This window comes from Streptomyces mangrovi (assembly GCF_900114215.1).
Taxonomy (GTDB): Bacteria; Actinomycetota; Actinomycetes; order Streptomycetales; family Streptomycetaceae; genus Streptomyces; species Streptomyces barkulensis.
In genome coordinates this window covers 115,654-133,928 of record NZ_FOSG01000015.1, presented here as the reverse complement: position 1 = coordinate 133,928, position 18,275 = coordinate 115,654, and the positions used below count along the sequence as shown (strand labels likewise).

Annotated in this window: 14 protein-coding genes; 8 read left to right on the top strand and 6 right to left on the bottom strand. The window is 76.0% G+C overall.

All coding sequences use genetic code 11. The features are described from left to right. Positions 1 to 4: 4 nt before the first annotated feature. Together BM237_RS20395 and BM237_RS20390 are read right to left on the bottom strand one after the other, a co-directional pair. Positions 5 to 1,588: a DUF5691 domain-containing protein gene (locus BM237_RS20395; protein ID WP_093851152.1), complete on the bottom strand. Its 1,584-nt coding sequence runs from the start codon at positions 1,586 to 1,588 to the stop codon at positions 5 to 7. Further along, positions 1,585 to 2,781 (bottom strand): SWIM zinc finger family protein, encoded by a 1,197-nt coding sequence (locus BM237_RS20390; RefSeq protein WP_175541078.1) that lies wholly within the window; start codon positions 2,779 to 2,781, stop codon positions 1,585 to 1,587. The genes BM237_RS20395 and BM237_RS20390 overlap by 4 nt, the downstream gene beginning before the upstream one ends. Positions 2,782 to 3,140: 359 nt before the next feature. Between BM237_RS20390 and BM237_RS20385 the strand changes: the two genes are divergently transcribed. From BM237_RS20385 to sucD, 5 genes are all read left to right on the top strand, one after another. Further along, positions 3,141 to 4,253, top strand: coding sequence for an ATP-binding protein (locus BM237_RS20385; protein WP_412720760.1), 1,113 nt, complete (start codon positions 3,141 to 3,143; stop codon positions 4,251 to 4,253). Continuing rightward, entirely contained in the window at positions 4,250 to 6,739 is a 2,490-nt protein-coding gene (locus BM237_RS20380) for a DUF5682 family protein (RefSeq protein WP_245793815.1), read from the top strand. The genes BM237_RS20385 and BM237_RS20380 overlap by 4 nt, the downstream gene beginning before the upstream one ends. 92 nt (positions 6,740 to 6,831) lie before the next feature. Then, on the top strand, positions 6,832 to 7,962 hold the full coding sequence (locus BM237_RS20375; protein ID WP_245793850.1) for a VWA domain-containing protein: 1,131 nt from the start codon (positions 6,832 to 6,834) through the stop codon (positions 7,960 to 7,962). 434 nt (positions 7,963 to 8,396) lie between these two features. Next, positions 8,397 to 9,569 (top strand): ADP-forming succinate--CoA ligase subunit beta, encoded by a 1,173-nt coding sequence (gene sucC / locus BM237_RS20370; protein ID WP_093851150.1) that lies wholly within the window; start codon positions 8,397 to 8,399, stop codon positions 9,567 to 9,569. Between the two features lie 24 nt (positions 9,570 to 9,593). Beyond that, a complete protein-coding gene (gene sucD / locus BM237_RS20365; protein WP_093851149.1) occupies positions 9,594 to 10,478 on the top strand; it encodes a succinate--CoA ligase subunit alpha in 885 nt (294 codons plus the stop codon). A gap of 109 nt (positions 10,479 to 10,587) precedes the next feature. Here sucD and BM237_RS30560 read toward each other — a convergent pair whose 3' ends face one another. Next, positions 10,588 to 11,613, bottom strand: coding sequence for a SigE family RNA polymerase sigma factor (locus BM237_RS30560; protein WP_093851148.1), 1,026 nt, complete (start codon positions 11,611 to 11,613; stop codon positions 10,588 to 10,590). Positions 11,614 to 11,773: 160 nt separating this feature from the next. Here BM237_RS30560 and BM237_RS20355 point away from each other — a divergent pair, with 160 nt between their 5' ends. Then, positions 11,774 to 13,156 carry a cell division protein PerM gene (locus BM237_RS20355; RefSeq protein WP_245793847.1) on the top strand — a complete coding sequence of 461 codons (1,383 nt, stop codon included), beginning with the start codon at positions 11,774 to 11,776 and terminating at the stop codon, positions 13,154 to 13,156. A gap of 68 nt (positions 13,157 to 13,224) precedes the next feature. Here BM237_RS20355 and BM237_RS20350 read toward each other — a convergent pair whose 3' ends face one another. Then, positions 13,225 to 14,247 carry a hypothetical protein gene (locus BM237_RS20350; protein ID WP_093851146.1) on the bottom strand — a complete coding sequence of 341 codons (1,023 nt, stop codon included), beginning with the start codon at positions 14,245 to 14,247 and terminating at the stop codon, positions 13,225 to 13,227. Positions 14,248 to 14,478: 231 nt separating this feature from the next. Here BM237_RS20350 and purN point away from each other — a divergent pair, with 231 nt between their 5' ends. Both purN and purH read left to right on the top strand, forming a co-directional pair. Further along, entirely contained in the window at positions 14,479 to 15,132 is a 654-nt protein-coding gene (gene purN, locus BM237_RS20345) for a phosphoribosylglycinamide formyltransferase (protein WP_093851145.1), read from the top strand. Continuing rightward, on the top strand, positions 15,125 to 16,720 hold the full coding sequence (gene purH, locus BM237_RS20340; protein ID WP_093851144.1) for a bifunctional phosphoribosylaminoimidazolecarboxamide formyltransferase/IMP cyclohydrolase: 1,596 nt from the start codon (positions 15,125 to 15,127) through the stop codon (positions 16,718 to 16,720). The genes purN and purH overlap by 8 nt, the downstream gene beginning before the upstream one ends. 83 nt (positions 16,721 to 16,803) lie before the next feature. Here the strand turns inward: purH and BM237_RS20335 are convergent, their stop codons facing one another. Then, a complete protein-coding gene (locus tag BM237_RS20335) occupies positions 16,804 to 17,388 on the bottom strand; it encodes a hypothetical protein (protein WP_139238137.1) in 585 nt (194 codons plus the stop codon). A 232-nt stretch (positions 17,389 to 17,620) separates the two neighbouring features. Then, a complete protein-coding gene (locus tag BM237_RS20330) occupies positions 17,621 to 18,271 on the bottom strand; it encodes an RDD family protein (protein WP_093851142.1) in 651 nt (216 codons plus the stop codon). Positions 18,272 to 18,275: the final 4 nt, after the last annotated feature.

Below are 18,275 nucleotides of genomic sequence, written 5' to 3'. Positions count from 1 at the left end.
CGGCCTACCGGTCACGGCTCGGCCGGGGCGCGGGGTCGCCGTGCCCCGGCGGCTCGAGCTCCGCGAGCATCGTGGCGCGGAGGCGGAGCGTGGCCACCAGCCGCTGGAACGCCTCCGCCCAGTAGCCGCCCGCGCCCGGTGAGCCGTCCTCGGGCTCGTCCGGGACCGCGGCCAGCGGGGCGAGGCGGTCGGCCTCGCCCGGGTCCAGGCAGCGTTCGGCCAGCCCCAGCACTCCGCTGAAGCTCCATGGATAGCTGCCCGCGTCCCGGGCGATCTCCAGCGCGTCCACCACGGCCCGGCCCAGCGGTCCGGCCCAGGGGACCGCGCAGACGCCCAGCACCCGGAACGCCTCGGACAGGCCGTGGGCGGCTATGAACTCCGCCGCCCACCGCGCCCGCTCCCGGTGCGGCAGCAGTGCCAGCAGTTTCGCCGGGTCGCCCGGGGCCGCCGCCATCGGGGCGGACGGCTTGCGCAGCAGCGCCCGCGCCCACACGGTGTTCCGCTGGCGTACGGCGGCCCGCGCCCAGGCGGCGTGCAGGTCCGCCTCCCAGTCGTCGGCCACCGGCAGCGCCGTGATCCGGGCGGGCGTACGGCCGCCCAGATGCTCCGGCCAGGTGTCCAGCGGCGCGGCCTCCACCACCTGCACCAGCCACCACGACCGCTCGCCGCGGCCCGGCGGCGCCCCGGACACCACGCCGTCGCGCCGCATACCCGGGTCGCACTCGTACGGCGCCTCGACCACCAGACGGCCCGGACGGCCGGTGCGGTCCAGCGCGACGCAGGAGCGGGCCCGGGCCGCCATCCGCGCCGCGAGCGCGGAGGAGGGCAGTGCCGACAGCAGCTCGGCGGCGGTGGCCCGGACGTTGCGGCTGCGGTCCGCCAGCGCACGTTCCAGGAACTCCTCGTCCCCCGGCGACAGGCCCTCGCGCAGCGAGTCCAGGAACATCAGCCGGTCCTCGGCCCGCTCCGCGGCCCAGGTGCCGGCCAGCAGCTCACGGGCCGCCGCCGGATCACGGCGCCGCAGGGACAGCAGCAGTGCCGACCGCTCGGCGAACAGGCCCTCCTCCCACAACCGCCGCACGGCGCCGCCGTCCTCGGGCGGGCCGAGGCCGCGCCCGGAGCGGCCGCGCAGGGCGAACCGCCAGTCCGGGTTGAGCCGCGCCAGCCACAGGGCCCGCGGTCCGCCCAGGGCGAGCGCGCCCGCGCGCAGGTCCGTGCGCGCGCGGGCCGCGTCCAGCAGGGCGGGCAGCTGCTCGGCCGGGGCGCGGTAGCCGTGGGCGCCCGCGGCGGCCAGCCACTGCGGCAGCAGCTCGGCGAGGTCGGGCGCGGTGCCCCGGCGTCCGCCACCCGCGCCGGGGCGGTCGGCGAGCAGCAGGGACAGCCGCCGGGCGGCGGCCGGCGGCAGCGGCGGGCGCGGGTCCGGCGGCGCCGGCTCCGGCCGGGGCGCGGCGGGGGCGGGCCGCAGCCCGGCCCGCCGCCGCACCGTCTCCACCGCGGCGGCGTCCAGCAGCGCCTCGACCGAGCCGCCGGGCGGTGTGCGCCGCTCCGCGCCCAGCAGTGCGGCGCCGACCAGTTCGCCCCAGCTCACCCCGCACCGCCCGGCACGTCCGGCGAGGTGAGCGGCACGGCCGCGGCCGGCTCCGACCCCGGCCCCGCTCCCGGCACCGCCTCCGGGCCCGGCCAGACGGTGTACGGGGTGAAACCCCGGTGGCCGCACTCGCCGAACACCGTGACCGGCTCGCCGCCCGAGACGGCGGCGAGCCGCCACATCCGGGAGCGCACCCCCGCCGTCCTCGCCACCGGCAGCGCGGAGCCGCCCTCGTCGGCCAGCTGCCAGCCGTCCCCGACCGGCACGGGCACCACGCCGGCCAGGACCACCGGCAGGCCCTCCAGCCACGGGTCGCCGCACAGCGCGGCGCCGTAGGAGGCCAGCGCGTCGTGCACACCGGCCCCCGGCGGCCGCCCGCCCGGCCCGGGCTCCGAGTGCCGCTCGCCGAGAGCGGCGCGCAGTGCCGGGGCGCCGGGGTAGTAGGCGAGGTCGGCGTCAACCGAGACCCCCACCGCCAGGGGCGGTTCCGGCAGCCGGCCGGCGGCGAACGACAGCACCAGAGCCGTGTGCCCGGTCCGCCGCCCGTGCAGCCAGACCCGGCGTGCCACGACCCTTCCCTCCTCGGTGTCGTGCCGGCCCAGCACCAGCCAGTGGTCGCGCACCACCGCGTCGCGGCCGGCCAGCACCTCGGCCGCCCGGGTGGTGATCCCCACCCGGGACCGCACGGTCGCGGCCAGCGGCTCCGGCAGCCCGCCGATGTTCAAGAACCCCTGGTCCAGCAGGTGCAGCAGGGCGCACTCCTCCAGCAGCCGGGACGGCCAGCCGGGGCCGGAGCCGGGGACGGCCCCCAGCTCCCGGACCCGGGCGGCCAGGCCGGGCGCCTGGGCGTCCACCATGCGGGCGGCCGTCTCCTCCCACACGCCGCGGCCCGCCTCCCCCGCCGGTCGCTCCATGTCCGCCAGACCGCCGCGCAGCAGGTCCGCCAGCCGGTGCTCCAGCTCGGTGGCGCCCGCCGAGATCCGTTCGGCCCGCCGCCCGGCCCGCCGCCGCGCCGCCTCGGGGCCGGCGGAGGCCGCCGCCCGCTCCCCGGCGCGGGCGGCGGCCTCCCCTCCTCCCCCGGCTTCCGCGGTCCCTCCGGCACACGGCCGGCCGTCCCCCTCTCCCGTGGGAGCGGCGTCAGGCGCCGGCGCCTGACGCCGCTCCGCAGGCCGCCGCGATCCCCCTGTGCTCATGTGCCCCTCGCTCTCCCCGTACGGACGCGTGATTGTCGTCGCCACCGACGCCGCAGCTCTCACCGACCGGAAACACAAGCTCGCTCTCTGTGCGGTGAACCATGTGGACGACCGTACGAGCAGCCACTGACAATCCGTCTCCGAGCATCTCCGGCCGTATCCGACCGTCCGTGACAGCCTCCGATCACCTTCGACCGCCTTCGACCGATCCCCACCGTTTCCGATGTCTCCGCACGGTGACCGGGGCGGCCGGGCAGACCGGACGGGTCGGACGGGTCGGACGGGGAGGGTGACCGCGTGATCGCCGCGGGGGATTGTCAGTGGGGCCGTGCATCGTGGGACCGACACGCGAAAGCCGCATGCGAGGGGGAAACGTGACCGCCACCAGCGCACCGGCCGCTCTGCGGCCCCACGCCGAGGAGGCCTTCGCCGAGGAGCTGGGCGCCCTGGCCGCGGCGGACGACCGGCCGCGCCCGCAGCGGTGGAGGCTGTCGCCGTGGGCCGTCGCCACCTACCTGCTCGGCGGCACCCTGCCGGACGGCACGGTCATCAGCCCCAAGTACGTCGGCCCGCGCCGGATCGTCGAGGTGGCCGTCGCCACGCTGGCCACCGACCGGGCCCTGCTGCTGCTCGGGGTGCCCGGCACCGCCAAGACCTGGGTGTCGGAGCATCTGGCGGCGGCCGTCAGCGGCGACTCCACGCTGCTGGTCCAGGGCACGGCGGGCACCGCCGAGGAGGCGGTCCGCTACGGCTGGAACTACGCGCGGCTGCTGGCCGAGGGGCCCAGCCGCGAGGCCCTGGTGCCCAGCCCCGTCATGCGGGCCATGTCCGGCGGCGCGGTCGCGCGGGTCGAGGAGCTGACCCGTATGCCGGCCGATGTGCAGGACACCCTGATCACGATCCTGTCGGAGAAGACGCTGCCGATACCGGAGCTGGGCGAGGAGGTCCAGGCCGTCCGCGGCTTCAACCTGATCGCCACGGCCAACGACCGCGACAGGGGCGTCAACGAGCTGTCCAGCGCACTGCGCCGCCGCTTCAACACCGTCGTCCTGCCGCTGCCCGGGACACCCGAGGAGGAGGTGGACATCGTGGCCCGGCGCGTGGAGCAGATCGGCCGCTCCCTGGACCTGCCCGCCGTCCCCGACGGCGCCGACGAGATCCGGCGGGTGGTCACCGTCTTCCGCGAGCTGCGCGACGGCGTCACCCTCGACGGCCGCACCAGGGTCAAGTCGCCCTCGGGCACCCTGTCGACGGCCGAGGCCATCTCGGTGGTCACCGGAGGACTGGCCCTGGCCGCCCACTTCGGCGACGGGGTGCTGCGCGCGGACGACGTGGCCGCCGGCGTCCTCGGCGCGGTCGTCCGCGACCCGGCCGCCGACCGGGTGGTGTGGCGGGAGTACCTGGAGGCGGTCGTCCGGGAGAGGGAGGGCTGGAAGGACTTCTACCGGGCCTGCCGGGAGGCGGGCGCATGAGCGTGCCCGGGACGGGGGCGGCGGTCGCCGCGGCGGGCGGCGTCGCGGGTGCCCCGGGTGCGGCGGGTGCCGCGCCGCCGCCGGGGCCGCTGCTGCTGGGCGTACGCCACCACGGTCCCGGCTCGGCGCGGGCCGTCCTGGCGGCGCTGGACGCCCACCGGCCGGCGGTGCTGCTGGTGGAGGGGCCGCCGGAGGCCGACGCGGTGGTGGGGCTCGCGGCGCACAAGGAGATGCGCCCGCCGGTCGCACTGCTGGCCCATGCGGCGGACGACCCGGGCCGCGCCGCGTTCTGGCCGCTGGCCGGATTCTCCCCGGAGTGGGTCGCCGTCCGCTGGGCGCTGGAGCACGGGGTGCCGGTGCGGTTCTTCGACCTGCCCGCGGCCCGCACCCTGGCCCTGGGGGACGAGGGCGGGGAGGAGAAGGAGGAGGGGCCGGCCGGGGAGCTGCGCCTCGACCCGCTGCGGGTGCTCGCGGAGACGGCCGGCCACGACGATCCCGAACGCTGGTGGGAGGACGTCGTCGAGCACCGCGGCGTACCGCCGGCCGGCCCCGCCGGAGCCCGCCCCGCCGACCCGTACGCGCCCTTCACCGCCCTCGCCGACGCCATGACCGCCCTGCGCGAGGCGCACGAGGGAGCATCCGGCACTCCCGCGGGCGCCTCCTCCGAAGGAGGCGCGGGCCGGCGGCGCGACGCGGTGCGCGAGGCCCATATGCGGCTGCGGCTGCGGGAGGCGTGCGGTCGGTTCGGCGACGACCGGGTCGCCGTGGTCTGCGGCGCCTGGCACGTACCGGCCCTCGCCGCGGGGGCGACCGCCGCCGCCGACCGGCGGCTGTTGAAGGGCCTGCCGAAGGTGAGGACGGAGATCACCTGGGTGCCGTGGACCAACGAGCGGCTGGCCCGGCGCAGCGGCTACGGCGCCGGGATCACCTCGCCCGGCTGGTACGGCCATCTGTTCGACGCACCCGACCGGCCCGTCGAGCGGTGGATGGCCGAGGCCGCCCGGCTGCTGCGCGAGGAGGGCCGTACCGGGGCTTCGCCGTCCTCGCCACCCTCGGTGTCCTCGGTGTCCCCGGCGCACGTCATCGAGGCGGTACGGCTCGCCGACGCCCTGGCGGCCCTGCGCGGGCGCCCCCTGCCGGGGCTCGCCGAGACGCTCGACGCGGTGCGGGCCGTGCTGTGCGAGGGCTCGGACATGCCGCTCGCCCTCGTCCACGACCGGCTGGTCGTCGGGGACGCGCTCGGCACGGTGCCGCCGGACGCCCCCGCCGTTCCGCTCCAGCGCGACCTCGCCCGCCTGCAGAGATCGCTGCGCCTCAGGCCCGAGGCGCGCGAGCGTGAACTCGACCTCGATCTGCGGGAGGAGAACGCCGCGGCGCGCAGCAGGCTGCTGCACCGGCTGCGGCTGCTCGGCGTCGACTGGGGCGAGCCGGTGCACGGCCGCGCCGGCGGCACGGGCACCTTCCGCGAGACCTGGCGGCTGCGCTGGCGGCCGGAGCTGTCGGTGCGGATCGCCGAGGCCGGGGTGTGGGGCACCACCGTGGCCGCCGCGGCCGGCGCCAGGGCCGAGGCGCTGGCCCGCGACGCCGCCTCGCTGGCCGAGACCACCGAACTGGCCGAACGCTGCCTGCTCGCCGGGCTCGGCGAGGCCCTGCCCGCGGTGATGCGCGCCCTCGCCGACCGCGCGGCCCTGGACACCGACGTCGGCCACCTGGCCCGGGCCCTGCCCGCGCTGGTGCGCTCCGTGCGCTACGGCGACGTGCGCGGCACGGACGCCGCCGCGCTGCGCGAGGTCGCCGAGGGGATCGCCGAGCGGGTGTGCGTCGGACTGCCGCCCGCCTGCGCCGGCCTCGGCGCCGCCGCCGCGGCCGAGATGCGCGGCCATGTGGACGCCGCCCACCGGGCGGTCGTCCTGCTGGCGGGGGAGGACCTGCTCACGCGCTGGTGGTCGGTGCTGCGCAGCCTCGCCGGGCGCGACCGCGCCCCCGCGGTCCCCGGGCTGCTCCGGGGCCGCTGCGTCCGGCTGCTGCTGGACGACGGGCGGCTCTCCGGGGAGGAGGCGGCCGGGCTGATGGGCCCGGCGCTCTCCCCGGGGGCCCCGCCGACGGACGCGGCGGGGTGGATCGAGGGGTTCCTGGCGGACGGCGGGATGCTGCTCGTCCACGACGAGCGGCTGCTGGCCCTGGTGGACGACTGGCTCACGGGGATGTCCGGGGAGGCGTTCACCGCCGTACTGCCGCTGCTGCGGCGGACGTTCGCCGCGTACGAGCCGGGGGTGCGGCGCACCGTCGGCGAACTGGTCCGGCGCGGTACGCGGGCGCCGGGCGGCGCGGCGGCGGCCCGGGAGACCGTCCCCGGTTTCGGGGAGGGGCCGGATCCGGAGCGCGCCGGTGCCGTACTGCCCACCCTGCGGCTGCTGTTGGGGGAACGCGCGGAGGAGGGCGCCGCGCGGGGCGGCGCGGAGGGAGAGGAGGTGACCGCACGGTGAACGAACCGGACACGGCGGCGGATACGGCGGGGAGCACCACCGGTACCACGGCCACGGCCACGGGCACGGACGGGCGGGACGCCGGCGAGCGGCTGCGGCGCTGGCGGCTGGTCCTTGGCGGCGGCCGGGACGCCGACGGCACCGGAGAAGCCCTGACCGGCCGGGACGCGGCCATGGACCGCACTCTCGCCGCCCTCTACGGGGACGAGGAGGGCGCCGGCGTCCGGCCGGGGCCGCGGTCCGCCGGGCTGGGCGCCTCGGCGCCGGGCGTGGCCCGCTGGCTGGGCGACGTCCGCGACTGCTTCCCGGCCTCCGTCGTCCAGGTGATGCAGCGGGACGCCATCGACCGGCTCGGCCTGTCCGCCCTGCTGACGGAACCGGAGCTGCTGGAGGCCGTCGAGGCGGACGTCCACCTCGCCGGCACCCTGCTCTCCCTGGGCAGGGCGATGCCCGAGGCGAGCCGGGAGGCCGCACGCGCGGTCGTCCGCAAGGTCGTCGGGGAACTGGAGCGCCGACTCGCGGCCCGCACCAGGGCGGCGCTGACGGGTGCCCTGGACCGGTCGGCGAAGATACGCCGCCCCCGCCACCGGGACATCGACTGGAACCGCACCCTCCGGGCCAACCTGGGGAACTACCTGCCCGAGTACCGCACGGTCGTGCCCGAACGGCTGGTCGGCCACGGCCGCGCCTCCCGGGCGGCGCGCAAGGACGTCGTCCTGTGCGTCGACCAGTCCGGCTCGATGGCCGCCTCGGTCGTTTACGCCTCCGTCTTCGGGGCCGTGCTCGCCTCGATGCGGTCGGTCTCCACCCGGCTGGTCGTCTTCGACACCTCCGTCGTGGACCTCACCGACCTGCTCGACGACCCCGTCGACGTCCTGTTCGGGACCAGGCTCGGCGGCGGCACCGACATCAACCGCGCGCTGGCCTACTGCCAGTCGCGCATCACCCGGCCCGCCGAGACGGTCCTCGTCCTCGTCAGCGACCTCCACGAAGGCGGCATCCGCGGCGAGATGCTCAAGCGCGTCGCCGCGATGAGGAGCGCGGGCGTGGAGTTCGTGGCGATCCTGGCGCTCTCGGACGAGGGCGCCCCCGCCTACGACCGGGAGCACGCCGCGGCACTGGCCGCACTCGGCGTGCCCGCCTTCGCCTGCACCCCCGACCACTTCCCGGAGGTGATGGCGGCGGCGATCGAGAGGCGCCCCCTGCCGATCCCCGGGGAGTGACCGGGCGTGGGCCGCACCGGTGCGCCGCGCCCGCGCCGTCATCGCCCGTCGCGCGCCGTCCGTCGCGCGCCGTCCGCCGTCCGCCGTCCGCCGTCCGCGGGGAGGCCGGCCGGGTGGTCGTCACGCCGGACGGCAGGGTCGCCCGGCCCGGGGATCCGGCCGGAAACCCGTCCGGGGACCGGCGCCCGCTCCGGCCCCCCGGACGGCCCCGGCGGCCGGCCGGATCCCGCCCTGCCGCGGCGCCTCCCACCCAGGTCGGGAGGGCGGTGTCTGTGACGGTTGTCACCGCACGGGTGTGAGCTGCGATTTATGCCGGGCACACCGACGGGGCTAACCTGCAAGGCGGACATGCCGCGCGCTCCGCAGACGCCGCGGCCACGCGGCACGCCCACGCTGACAACGAACCGCGACACCACAACTAGGGACGGACGCGCGTGGACCTGTTCGAGTACCAGGCGAGGGATCTCTTCGCCAAGCATGACGTACCGGTGCTGGCCGGTGAAGTCATCGACACGCCCGAGGCGGCGCGCGAGGCGACCGAGCGACTCGGCGGTCGCGCGGTCGTCAAGGCGCAGGTCAAGACCGGTGGCCGGGGCAAGGCCGGCGGTGTGAAGCTGGCCTCCGACCCGGACGACGCCGTCGAGAAGGCCGGCCAGATCCTGGGCATGGACATCAAGGGCCACACCGTCCACAAGGTGATGCTGGCCCAGACCGCGGACATCGCGGAGGAGTACTACGTCTCCTTCCTGCTGGACCGCGCCAACCGCACCTTCCTCGCGATGGCGTCCGTCGAGGGCGGCATGGACATCGAGGAGGTCGCGGCCACCAAGCCCGAGGCCCTGGCCAAGATCCCGGTGGACGCCGTCGAGGGCGTCACCGAGGCCAAGGCCCGCGAGATCGTCGAGGCCGCGAAGTTCCCGGCCGACGTCGCCGACGGAATCGTCGACGCCGTGCAGAAGCTGTGGACCGTCTTCGTCAAGGAGGACGCCCTCCTCGTCGAGGTGAACCCGCTGGTCAAGACCGGCGACGGTCGGATCATCGCGCTGGACGGCAAGGTGTCCCTGGACGCCAACGCCGAGTTCCGCCAGCCGGACCACGCCGCCCTGGAGGACAAGGCCGCGGCCAACCCGCTGGAGGCCGCCGCCAAGGCCAAGGGCCTGAACTACGTCAAGCTCGACGGCCAGGTCGGCATCATCGGCAACGGCGCGGGCCTGGTCATGAGCACCCTGGACGTCGTGGCCTACGCCGGTGAGAACCACGGCGGCGTCAAGCCCGCCAACTTCCTCGACATCGGCGGCGGCGCCTCCGCCGAGGTCATGGCCAACGGCCTGGAGATCATCCTCGGCGACCCGGACGTCAAGTCCGTCTTCGTCAACGTCTTCGGCGGCATCACCGCCTGCGACGCCGTCGCCAACGGCATCGTGCAGGCCCTGGAGCTGCTGAAGTCCAAGGGCGAGGACGTCTCCAAGCCGCTGGTGGTGCGCCTCGACGGCAACAACGCGGAGCTGGGCCGCAAGATCCTGAACGACGCCGACCACCCGCTGGTGCAGCAGGTGGACACCATGGACGGCGCGGCCGAGCGTGCCGCCGAGCTGGCCGCGAAGTAACGAAGGACGAGGACACCGACAACAATGGCTATCTTCCTCACCAAGGAAAGCAAGGTCATCGTCCAGGGGATGACCGGCTCCGAGGGCCAGAAGCACACCCGGCGCATGCTGGCCTCCGGCACCAACATCGTCGGCGGCGTCAACCCGCGCAAGGCGGGCACGACCGTCGACTTCGACGGGACCGAAGTGCCCGTCTTCGGCACGGTCAAGGAGGCCATGGAGGCCACCGGCGCCGACGTCACCGTCGTCTTCGTCCCGGAGAAGTTCACCAAGAGCGCGGTCATCGAGGCGATCGACGCCGAGATCCCGCTCGCCGTGGTGATCACCGAGGGCATCGCCGTCCACGACACCGCCGAGTTCTGGGCCTACGCGGGCTCCAAGGGCAACAAGACCCGCATCGTCGGCCCGAACTGCCCCGGCCTGATCACCCCCGGCCAGTCCAACGCGGGCATCATCCCGGCCGACATCACCAAGCCGGGCCGCATCGGCCTGGTCTCGAAGTCCGGCACGCTGACGTACCAGATGATGTACGAGCTGCGCGACCTCGGCTTCTCGACCTGCGTCGGCATCGGCGGCGACCCGATCATCGGCACCACCCACATCGACGCACTCAAGGCGTTCGAGGCCGACCCCGACACCGACCTGATCGTGATGATCGGCGAGATCGGCGGCGACGCCGAGGAGCGGGCCGCGGACTTCATCAAGGCCAACGTCACCAAGCCGGTCGTCGGCTACGTCGCGGGCTTCACCGCCCCCGAGGGCAAGACCATGGGCCACGCCGGCGCCATCGTCTCCGGCTCCTCCGGCACCGCCCAGGCGAAGAAGGAGGCCCTGGAGGCCGCGGGTGTGAAGGTCGGCAAGACGCCGTCCGAGACCGCCCGCCTGGCGCGCGAGCTGCTCGCCGGCTGACACGGTCGGCACAGCACGGCGCGGGCCCGCACCCCTCGGGGTGCGGGCCCGCGCCGTTCGGGGGTCTTCGCGGGCCTGTGCGGGCCTGTGGCAGCCCTCGGGGCCGTCCTCAGCCGGCCGCCCGGTCCTCCTGCCCGCCCGGGGAGGACTCGGACACGGCCGGGGTCCCGGCCTCCTGCGGCGCCTGCCGGGCGGAGTCGTGCGCCTGCGGCCCGGCCAGGGACGCCAGCAGTGCCGCCGCGGCCACCAGCGCGGTCGCCCCGAACGAGGCGCCCGTCCGCAGCCGCACCGTCCGCTCGCTGCCGTCGCGCGCCGTGCGGGCGGACGGGAGCCCGGGCAGGGAGCCGGCGTCCGCCAGCTCCTCCAGCATCGAGCGGATGATCTCCCTGCGCCGATCCGGCGCGACACGGCGCAGACCGGGCACGTACTCGGCCAGCGCCTCGCGCGCGTGCATCAGCCGCGCGGCCGTGGCGGCGGTGCTCGCCTCGCTCTCGGCGGCCGTCTCCGACACTCCCAGCCCGAGGCCGTCGTGCAGGAGCAGCGTGCGGCGGTAGGAGGGCGGCAGGTCCAGCAGGGCTTCCGGCGGCAGCCTTTCACCGCTCTCCGCGCTGTTTTTCCCCGCCCCGCTCTCCGCGCTGTTTTTCCCCGCCCCACTCTCCGCGCTGTTTTTCCCCGCCCCGCTCTCCGCGCTGTTTTTCCCCGCCCCACTCTCCGCCCCGTCTTTCCCCGCCCCGTGCTCGCCCGGTCCGTCCCTCCGGGCCGCGCGGCGGCGGGGGTCCAGCCGGTGCCAGGGCGAGAGCGCGTGGTCGTACGCCGCCGTCCGCACCCAGCCGGCCGGATCCCGGTCCACGGCGACCTCGGGCCACCGCTCCCACGCCTGCCGGAAGGCGTGGCGTACGGCCTGCCCGGCCAGTGCCCGGTCGCCGGTGAGCAGATACGTCTGGCGCAGCAGCGGCCGGGCCAGGCGCGCGTACAGCAGATCGAACGCCTCGGCCGGCCCGTCCGCCGCCGCCGGGCCGGGGAGGTCCGCGGTCTCCGTGAGCCCGAACGACGGCCCGGCGGCGGGCTCCTCGCGCTCGGAGGCTTCCGGGGCCGCGTCCTCGGCGGGCGCGGGGATGGAGAGTGTCTCGGTCATGCTGGCCGCCCCCTACGGGTCGTCATGATTGCGGCGGTATGGATGCCATACCGCCGCACTGTATGAAAAAACTGCATAGCGTGCTGTGTGCGACACATCGACTTTTTCCCTGCTCCCCGGGCGAATCGGGCGTTGTTGGCAGCATGTCGGCGTGTATCCCATGACCCGCCGCGACGCGTCGCCCTCCTCACCGCCCCCGCATGCCCTCGCGCTCATCCGTCATGCGCCGGTTCCTCCCCGCGACCGCCTTCTCGACGGTGTGATGGCCGCGGGCCTGGGCCTGGGCGGAATCGCAGTCCTCGTCATGCTGCTGTGGATCACCTCGCCCCACCCCGACGACGGTCCCGGCGGCGCGCTGCGCATCGCCGCCGACCTCTGGCTGGTGGCACACGGTGCCCCTCTCGTCCGTACCGAAACCCTCAGCGGTTCCCCCGCGCCGGTCGGGCTGGTGCCCCTGCTGCTGTGCGCCGTGCCGGTGTGGCTGCTCCACCGCACGGCCCGCGGCGCGGCCCGGGGGCCGGTGTCCGCACGAGCCCCCGGCGGGAGTCCCGGTTCGGGGCCCGGTGCGGATCCCGGCGCGGGGGACACGGGCGCGGCATGGCGCGCCATGTGCTGGATCGTCGCCGGATATCTGCTGGTCGCGGCGGCCGTGACCGGCTACGCGGCCTCCGGCCCCATCCGGGTCGATCCGCTGGGCGCCGCGCTGCGCCTGCCCGCAGTCACGGCCGCCGCCGCGGCGGCGGGAACGTGGACGGGCCTGGGGCGGCCGCTGCCCGAGGCCCCGCCGCGGCTCCTGCGCCGGATGTGCCGGATGCGCCGGATGCGGCGGCGGACGGAGCGGCCCGCGCTCACCCGCGCCGGGGCGTCGGCCGCCCTGCGCGGCGCCGCCGCGTCGGCCGCGGCGCAGTGCGCCGGGGGCGCACTGCTGACGGCGGGCGCCCTGCTGTGGCATGTGGCCACCGCCCAGCGGGCCGCGTTCCCGTCGCAGGAGCAGCCGACCCTGGAGTGGCCGGGGCTGGCGGCGGTCCTGCTGCTGGCCCTGGCCCTGACGCCCAACGCGGCCGTCTGGGGCGCGGCGTACGGCCTCGGCCCCGGGTTCACGCTCGGGGGAGGCGGCACGGTGCGGCCCGCTGCCGTGACCGGCCTGCCGCCGCTGCCGGACTTCCCGCTGCTGGCGGCCGTACCGGCCGAGGGGCCGGGCACCCCCGTGACCTGGGCCGCGGCTCTTGTGGTCCCGCTGGCGGGCGGGCTGCTCGCGGCGTGGTGCGTGGCGCGCGCGGCCGTGCCCGCCGGGGGAGGGCCCGCGGTGCTGGGCGGACGGGCGACCGCCGGCGCGGCCACGCTGGCCGCCTGCGGCTGCGGCGCGGCGATGGCGGCGCTGGCCGCCTGCGCGGGCGGTCCGCTGGGCACGGGGGCGCTGGCCCATATCGGCCCGGACTGGCGGCTCACCGGGGCCGCGGCGCTGGGCTGGACGGCCGCCCTGGGGGTGCCGACGGCCCTGGCCATGCGCTCCTGGCGGCTGCGCCCGGCCCGCGGACACTGACGCCCGGCGGCCGCGAGGCCCCCGGCCGCTCCCCGCACCCGTCGCGGTCGTCGTGACCGCGCCCCGCCTCACTCCTCGCGTTCGGGTTCACCGAACAGCGGGCGCAGCTGCTCGGGCAGATGCCGTTCGCACGCCTGGCGCGAGGAGTTGGTGAGGGCGTCCTCGACGCAGACGAAGTAGTCGCGGTAGACGAGCTGGACGGTGAACTGCGCGGCGATGATCAGCAGTGCGAGGATCCCGGTGACCAGCCCGGTCACCGCCGCCGCCAGCTGGGGCCGGCCCGAGCGGCCGGCCTCCGGGCCGGCGGGGGCGGGCGCCCGGCCCGCGCCGGGCTCCGGCGCGGTGGAGCGGTCGGCGCCGGCCACGTCCTCGGGCCGGGCGGCCGCCCGGCCGGTCTCCGCGCCGCCGCCGGTGCCGCCGTCCGCACCGCCGTCCGTACCGCCTCCGGCGCCCGGCTTGCCGCGGATGGCGCCGACGCCCCAGTACACGGCCAGCGCGCCCAGCGGCACCGCCAGCCAGGGGAGGCCGAAGAAGGCGAAGATCAGCCCCCAGCCGCCGATGACCAGGGCGTACCGGGCCCGGCGCTGGACGGGGTCGGTCGGATCCCAGCGCATACCGCCGGGTGCGCCGCCCTGCCCGCCGTTCTGCTCCGGACGGCCGCCGCTGCCGAAGCCGCCGCTCTGGCGACCCGGCTGGCGGCTGCTCCACCTGCGGCCCCAGTCGGGCGAGGAGCCCTCCGGCCGGTCGCCGCCCCGGCCGTCGCCGTCCCCGTCACCTCGCGGGGAGTCCGGTGAATCGGACGATCCGGAGGAGCCGGACGGGTCGGCCCCCTGGGGTCCACGCGGGCGCCAGGGCTGCTCGGGGCGGCCCTCGGGCGGCGCGGCGAAGGGGTTGTCCTCCTCCCGGCCGCGGGAGAGCCGGCCGTCCGAGGAGTGTGGGCCGTCCGAGTGCGGGCCGCCGAAGGAGCCCGGGAGAGGCAGGCCGGAAGGGGACGGGCCGGTGAGGGGCCGCAGCCGGAGCGGGCCCGGGGCGGTAACGGTCGGGATCCCGGTCGAGGTCTCAGGGGCCGCGCGGCGTCGTCGGTCCGTCATGTGCTCTGTGTCTTCCCCTAGATGTCGTCCCGGCCCCGGGCCGTTCGCCGATGTGTGGCCCTGACGCTACCGGGCGGCCGTCCCCCCGTCCCGAGGGGGCCGTCCGGTGTGCCGGTATCGTTGCTGACGGTCGGCCGCTTCGTAGGGTTCCCCGGATTCGTCCGCCCCACGGATTCGTACGACCGTACAAAGCCGCACCGTCCCACCGAGAGATCCGAGAAGAGCCTCGTCGTGGCTTCCGCTTCCCGTTCCTTCGCCGCCCACTCCCCGGCCCGCGTCGTGGTCCTCGTATCGGGTTCGGGCACGAACCTCCAGGCGCTCCTCGACGCCGTCGCCGAGGAGCGGCCGGACGCCTTCGGCGCCGAGATCGTCGCCGTCGGAGCCGACCGCGACGGCATCGCCGGGCTGGAGCGCGCCGAGCGCGCCGGGCTGCCCACCTTCGTCTGCCGCGTGCGCGACCACGCCGGCCGGGACGCCTGGGACCGCGCGCTGGCCGAGGCGGTGGCGGCCCACGAGCCCGACCTGGTGGTCTCCGCCGGCTTCATGAAGATCGTGGGCAAGGAGTTCCTCGCCCGGTTCGGCGGGCGCTTCGTCAACACCCACCCCGCCCTGCTCCCCAGCTTTCCCGGCGCCCACGGCGTGCGCGACGCGCTCGCGTACGGCGTGAAGGTCACCGGGTGCACCGTCCACTTCGTCGACGACGGCGTCGACACCGGCCCGATCATCGCCCAGGGCGTGGTCGAGGTGCGGGAGGAGGACGACGAATCCACGCTCCACGAGCGGATCAAGGAAGTCGAGCGGCGGCTGCTCGTCGACACGGTGCGACGCATCGCCCGCCACGGCTACCGCATCGAGGCAAGAAAGGTCATTCTCGGTCATGACTGAAGGCTCCGAGACCCCCGAGACCCCCCAGACCACCGGGGCCACCAGGCGGCCCGTCCGCCGCGCGCTGGTCAGCGTCTACGACAAGACGGGCCTGGAGGAGCTGGCCCGCGGCCTGGACGCGGCGGGCGTCAGGCTCGTCTCGACCGGCTCGACGGCCGCACGGATCGCCGCCGCGGGCGTGGAGGTCACCCGGGTCGAGGAGCTGACCGGCTTCCCCGAGTGCCTGGACGGCCGGGTGAAGACCCTCCACCCGCGGGTGCACGCCGGCATCCTGGCCGACCTGCGCCTGGAGGACCACCGCCGGCAGCTCGGCGAGCTGGACGTGGAGCCCTTCGACCTCGTCGTCGTCAACCTCTACCCCTTCCGGGAGACCGTCGCCTCCGGCGCCTCCCCGGACGAGTGCGTGGAGCAGATCGACATCGGCGGCCCGTCGATGGTCCGCGCCGCGGCCAAGAACCACCCGTCCGTGGCCGTCGTCGTCAACCCCGGCCGCTACGGCGAGGTGCTGGAGGCCGTCACGGGCGGCGGCTTCGACCTCGCCGCCCGCCGACGCCTGGCCGCCGAGGCGTTCGCGCACACCGCGGCCTACGACGTGGCCGTCGCCTCCTGGTTCGCGACCGACTACGCCCCGGCCGACGACTCCGGCTTCCCCGAGTTCCTCGGCACCGCCTACCGGCGTTCGAACGTGCTGCGCTACGGCGAGAACCCGCACCAGGCCGCCGCCCTCTACAGCGACGGCAGCGGCGGACTGGCCGGCGCCGAGCAGCTGCACGGCAAGGAGATGTCCTACAACAACTACACGGACACCGAGGCCGCGCGCCGGGCCGCCCACGACCACGCCGAGCCGTGCGTGGCGATCATCAAGCACGCCAACCCCTGCGGCATCGCCGTCGGCGCGGACGTCGCCGAGGCCCACCGCAAGGCGCACGCCTGCGACCCGCTGTCCGCCTTCGGCGGTGTGATCGCCGTCAACCGTCCGGTGACGGTCGCCATGGCCGAGCAGGTCGCCGAGATCTTCACCGAGGTCATCGTGGCGCCGGACTACGAGGACGGCGCGGTGGAGGTGCTGGCCCGCAAGAAGAACATCCGCGTGCTGCGCTGCCCCCAGGCCCCGGCCGCCCACCTGGAGCACAAGCCGGTCGACGGCGGTGCGCTGCTCCAGGTCGCCGACCGCCTCCAGGCCGACGGCGACGACCCCGCCGCCTGGACGCTCGCCACCGGCGAGGCGCTGGGGGAGGCGGAGCTGGCCGAGCTGGCCTTCGCCTGGCGTGCCTGCCGGGCGGTGAAGTCCAACGCGATCCTGCTGGCCAAGGGGGGTGCCACCGTCGGCGTCGGCATGGGCCAGGTCAACCGGGTGGACTCCGCCAAACTCGCCGTCCAGCGCGCCGGCGAGGAGCGGGCGCGCGGCTCCTACGCGGCCTCCGACGCCTTCTTCCCCTTCCCCGACGGCTTCCAGGTCCTGGCGGACGCGGGCGTGCGGGCGGTCGTCCAGCCGGGCGGTTCGGTCCGCGACGAGCAGGTGGTCGAGGCGGCGAAGGCGGCGGGTGTGACGATGTACTTCACGGGCACCCGGCACTTCTTCCACTGAGGTGGACGCACGTCAGGCCGCGCCCCGGCGGGGGCGCGGCCTGCGGTGTGCGCGGGGTCGTGTGCGGGCCGCCGTACCGGTCCTCAGGCCCGCGGGCGGTTGAACCAGGCCGCCGACTCGGCGGAGGACAGCAGCGCGACGCAGACGATGCCGAGCGCCAGCCACAGCAGCCCGAGCGGCAGCGTGAGCAGGCCGATCAGCACCAGGACGGCCGACCAGGCGATGCCCCAGATCCGCAGTCCGCCTCCGCCCTGCGGGAACTTCACGGCCAGCACGATGCCGGCGACCGCGTGGAGCAGGAAGAAGACGAACAGCGTGTAGTAGATCCCGGTGCCCACGCCCAGGTCGCCGTAGGTCTCCTCCAGATCGTCCTCGGCCGCGGCGAAGGTGACGATCGCCAGCAGTGAGAAGAGGGCCTGGAGCCCGCCGGCGATGAAGAAGATCATGCGGGACGAGTTGACCTTGCCCGGCATCGCTCCGGGCGGCCCGCCCGGCGGTCCGCCGGGAGAGCCCATCGGGCCGGGCGGCGGAGCCAGCGGGTGCTCCTCGGCGCCGCCGAAGGGGCCGTAGTGCCCGCCCGGCGGGTTGCTCGGCTGCCCTCCGGGCGGCCGGTCGTACGGGTTCTTCCGGTAGGGATCGTTCGGGGTGTTCGGGTCGGAGCTGCTCATGGCGTTCTCCTCCGGTTCCTCCGGTTCCTCGGGGCGGCCCGTGCGGCGACCGGACGCCGAGGGGCCGTACCGCGGTCCCCCCGCGGTACGGCCCCCGATGCCTGCGTCCTCGCGCGGCGCCCGCCGGACGGGCCGCGTCACTCCCTCAAGGAGCACCCTTCCCAGTACCGGCCCGCGCATCCCGGCAGATGCGGAAGACGCGCCGGAACGGGGGAGGGGCCGGCGGACGGGACTACCGCTGCTGCTTCACGACGACGCTCTTGATCACCTTGTCGGCGAAGGTCTGCTTCTTGTCGTCCCACAGCGGCCACAGGTAGCCGATGTAGCAGGCCGCGCCGTCCAGGAAGTGCGCCAGCTTGCGCACGAAGGCCATGCCGAAGCCGAGCGGCTGCCCGTCGGCCTCCCGCAGCACGCTGATCTTCAGGGCCTTCTTGCCCGGGGTCTGCCCGGTCCTGCCCTCCTGGTGGATCAGCCACAGCTGGCCGGCCAGGGAGAGCAGGGCGCCTATGGCGATCAGCGGCCAGGCGCTGCCGGGCACATCGGCCGCGTTCTGCGCGCAGATCGTGTCACCGATCGGGCAGCTGTCGGCCGCGTCGATGACCGCTCCGAGGAACTGCCCGTATCCGACGGCCATCAGGATCCCGGGGATCAGGCCGATGATCAGGCCGTCCAGCAGGGCCGCGCCGACCCGGGCGCCCCAGCCCGCGTACGGCGGCATGCCACCGCCGTGGGGCTGCTGGGGGTAGTAGGAGGCGTACGCCCCGCCGGGCTGCTGGGGGTACTGCGGGTGCTGGGGGTACGCGCCCTGCGGGGCGGCCCCCTGCTGCGGGTGGCCGTAACCGGGCTGCGGCGGCTGGCCGTAGGGGTCCTGCGGGTGGCTCATGAGC

What these genes read in the sequence shown, in the direction of transcription:
- BM237_RS20390 (WP_175541078.1), bottom strand. Translation starts at nt 2,781, where the DNA reads ATGAGCACAGGGGGATCGCGGCGGCCTGCGGAGCGGCGTCAGGCGCCG.
- BM237_RS20385 (WP_412720760.1), top strand. Translation starts at nt 3,141, where the DNA reads ATGCGAGGGGGAAACGTGACCGCCACCAGCGCACCGGCCGCTCTGCGG.
- BM237_RS20380 (WP_245793815.1), top strand. Translation starts at nt 4,250, where the DNA reads ATGAGCGTGCCCGGGACGGGGGCGGCGGTCGCCGCGGCGGGCGGCGTC.
- sucD (WP_093851149.1), top strand. Translation starts at nt 9,594, where the DNA reads ATGGCTATCTTCCTCACCAAGGAAAGCAAGGTCATCGTCCAGGGGATG.
- BM237_RS30560 (WP_093851148.1), bottom strand. Translation starts at nt 11,613, where the DNA reads ATGACCGAGACACTCTCCATCCCCGCGCCCGCCGAGGACGCGGCCCCG.
- BM237_RS20355 (WP_245793847.1), top strand. Translation starts at nt 11,774, where the DNA reads ATGACCCGCCGCGACGCGTCGCCCTCCTCACCGCCCCCGCATGCCCTC.
- BM237_RS20350 (WP_093851146.1), bottom strand. Translation starts at nt 14,247, where the DNA reads ATGACGGACCGACGACGCCGCGCGGCCCCTGAGACCTCGACCGGGATC.
- purH (WP_093851144.1), top strand. Translation starts at nt 15,125, where the DNA reads ATGACTGAAGGCTCCGAGACCCCCGAGACCCCCCAGACCACCGGGGCC.
- BM237_RS20335 (WP_139238137.1), bottom strand. Translation starts at nt 17,388, where the DNA reads ATGAGCAGCTCCGACCCGAACACCCCGAACGATCCCTACCGGAAGAAC.
- BM237_RS20330 (WP_093851142.1), bottom strand. Translation starts at nt 18,271, where the DNA reads ATGAGCCACCCGCAGGACCCCTACGGCCAGCCGCCGCAGCCCGGTTAC.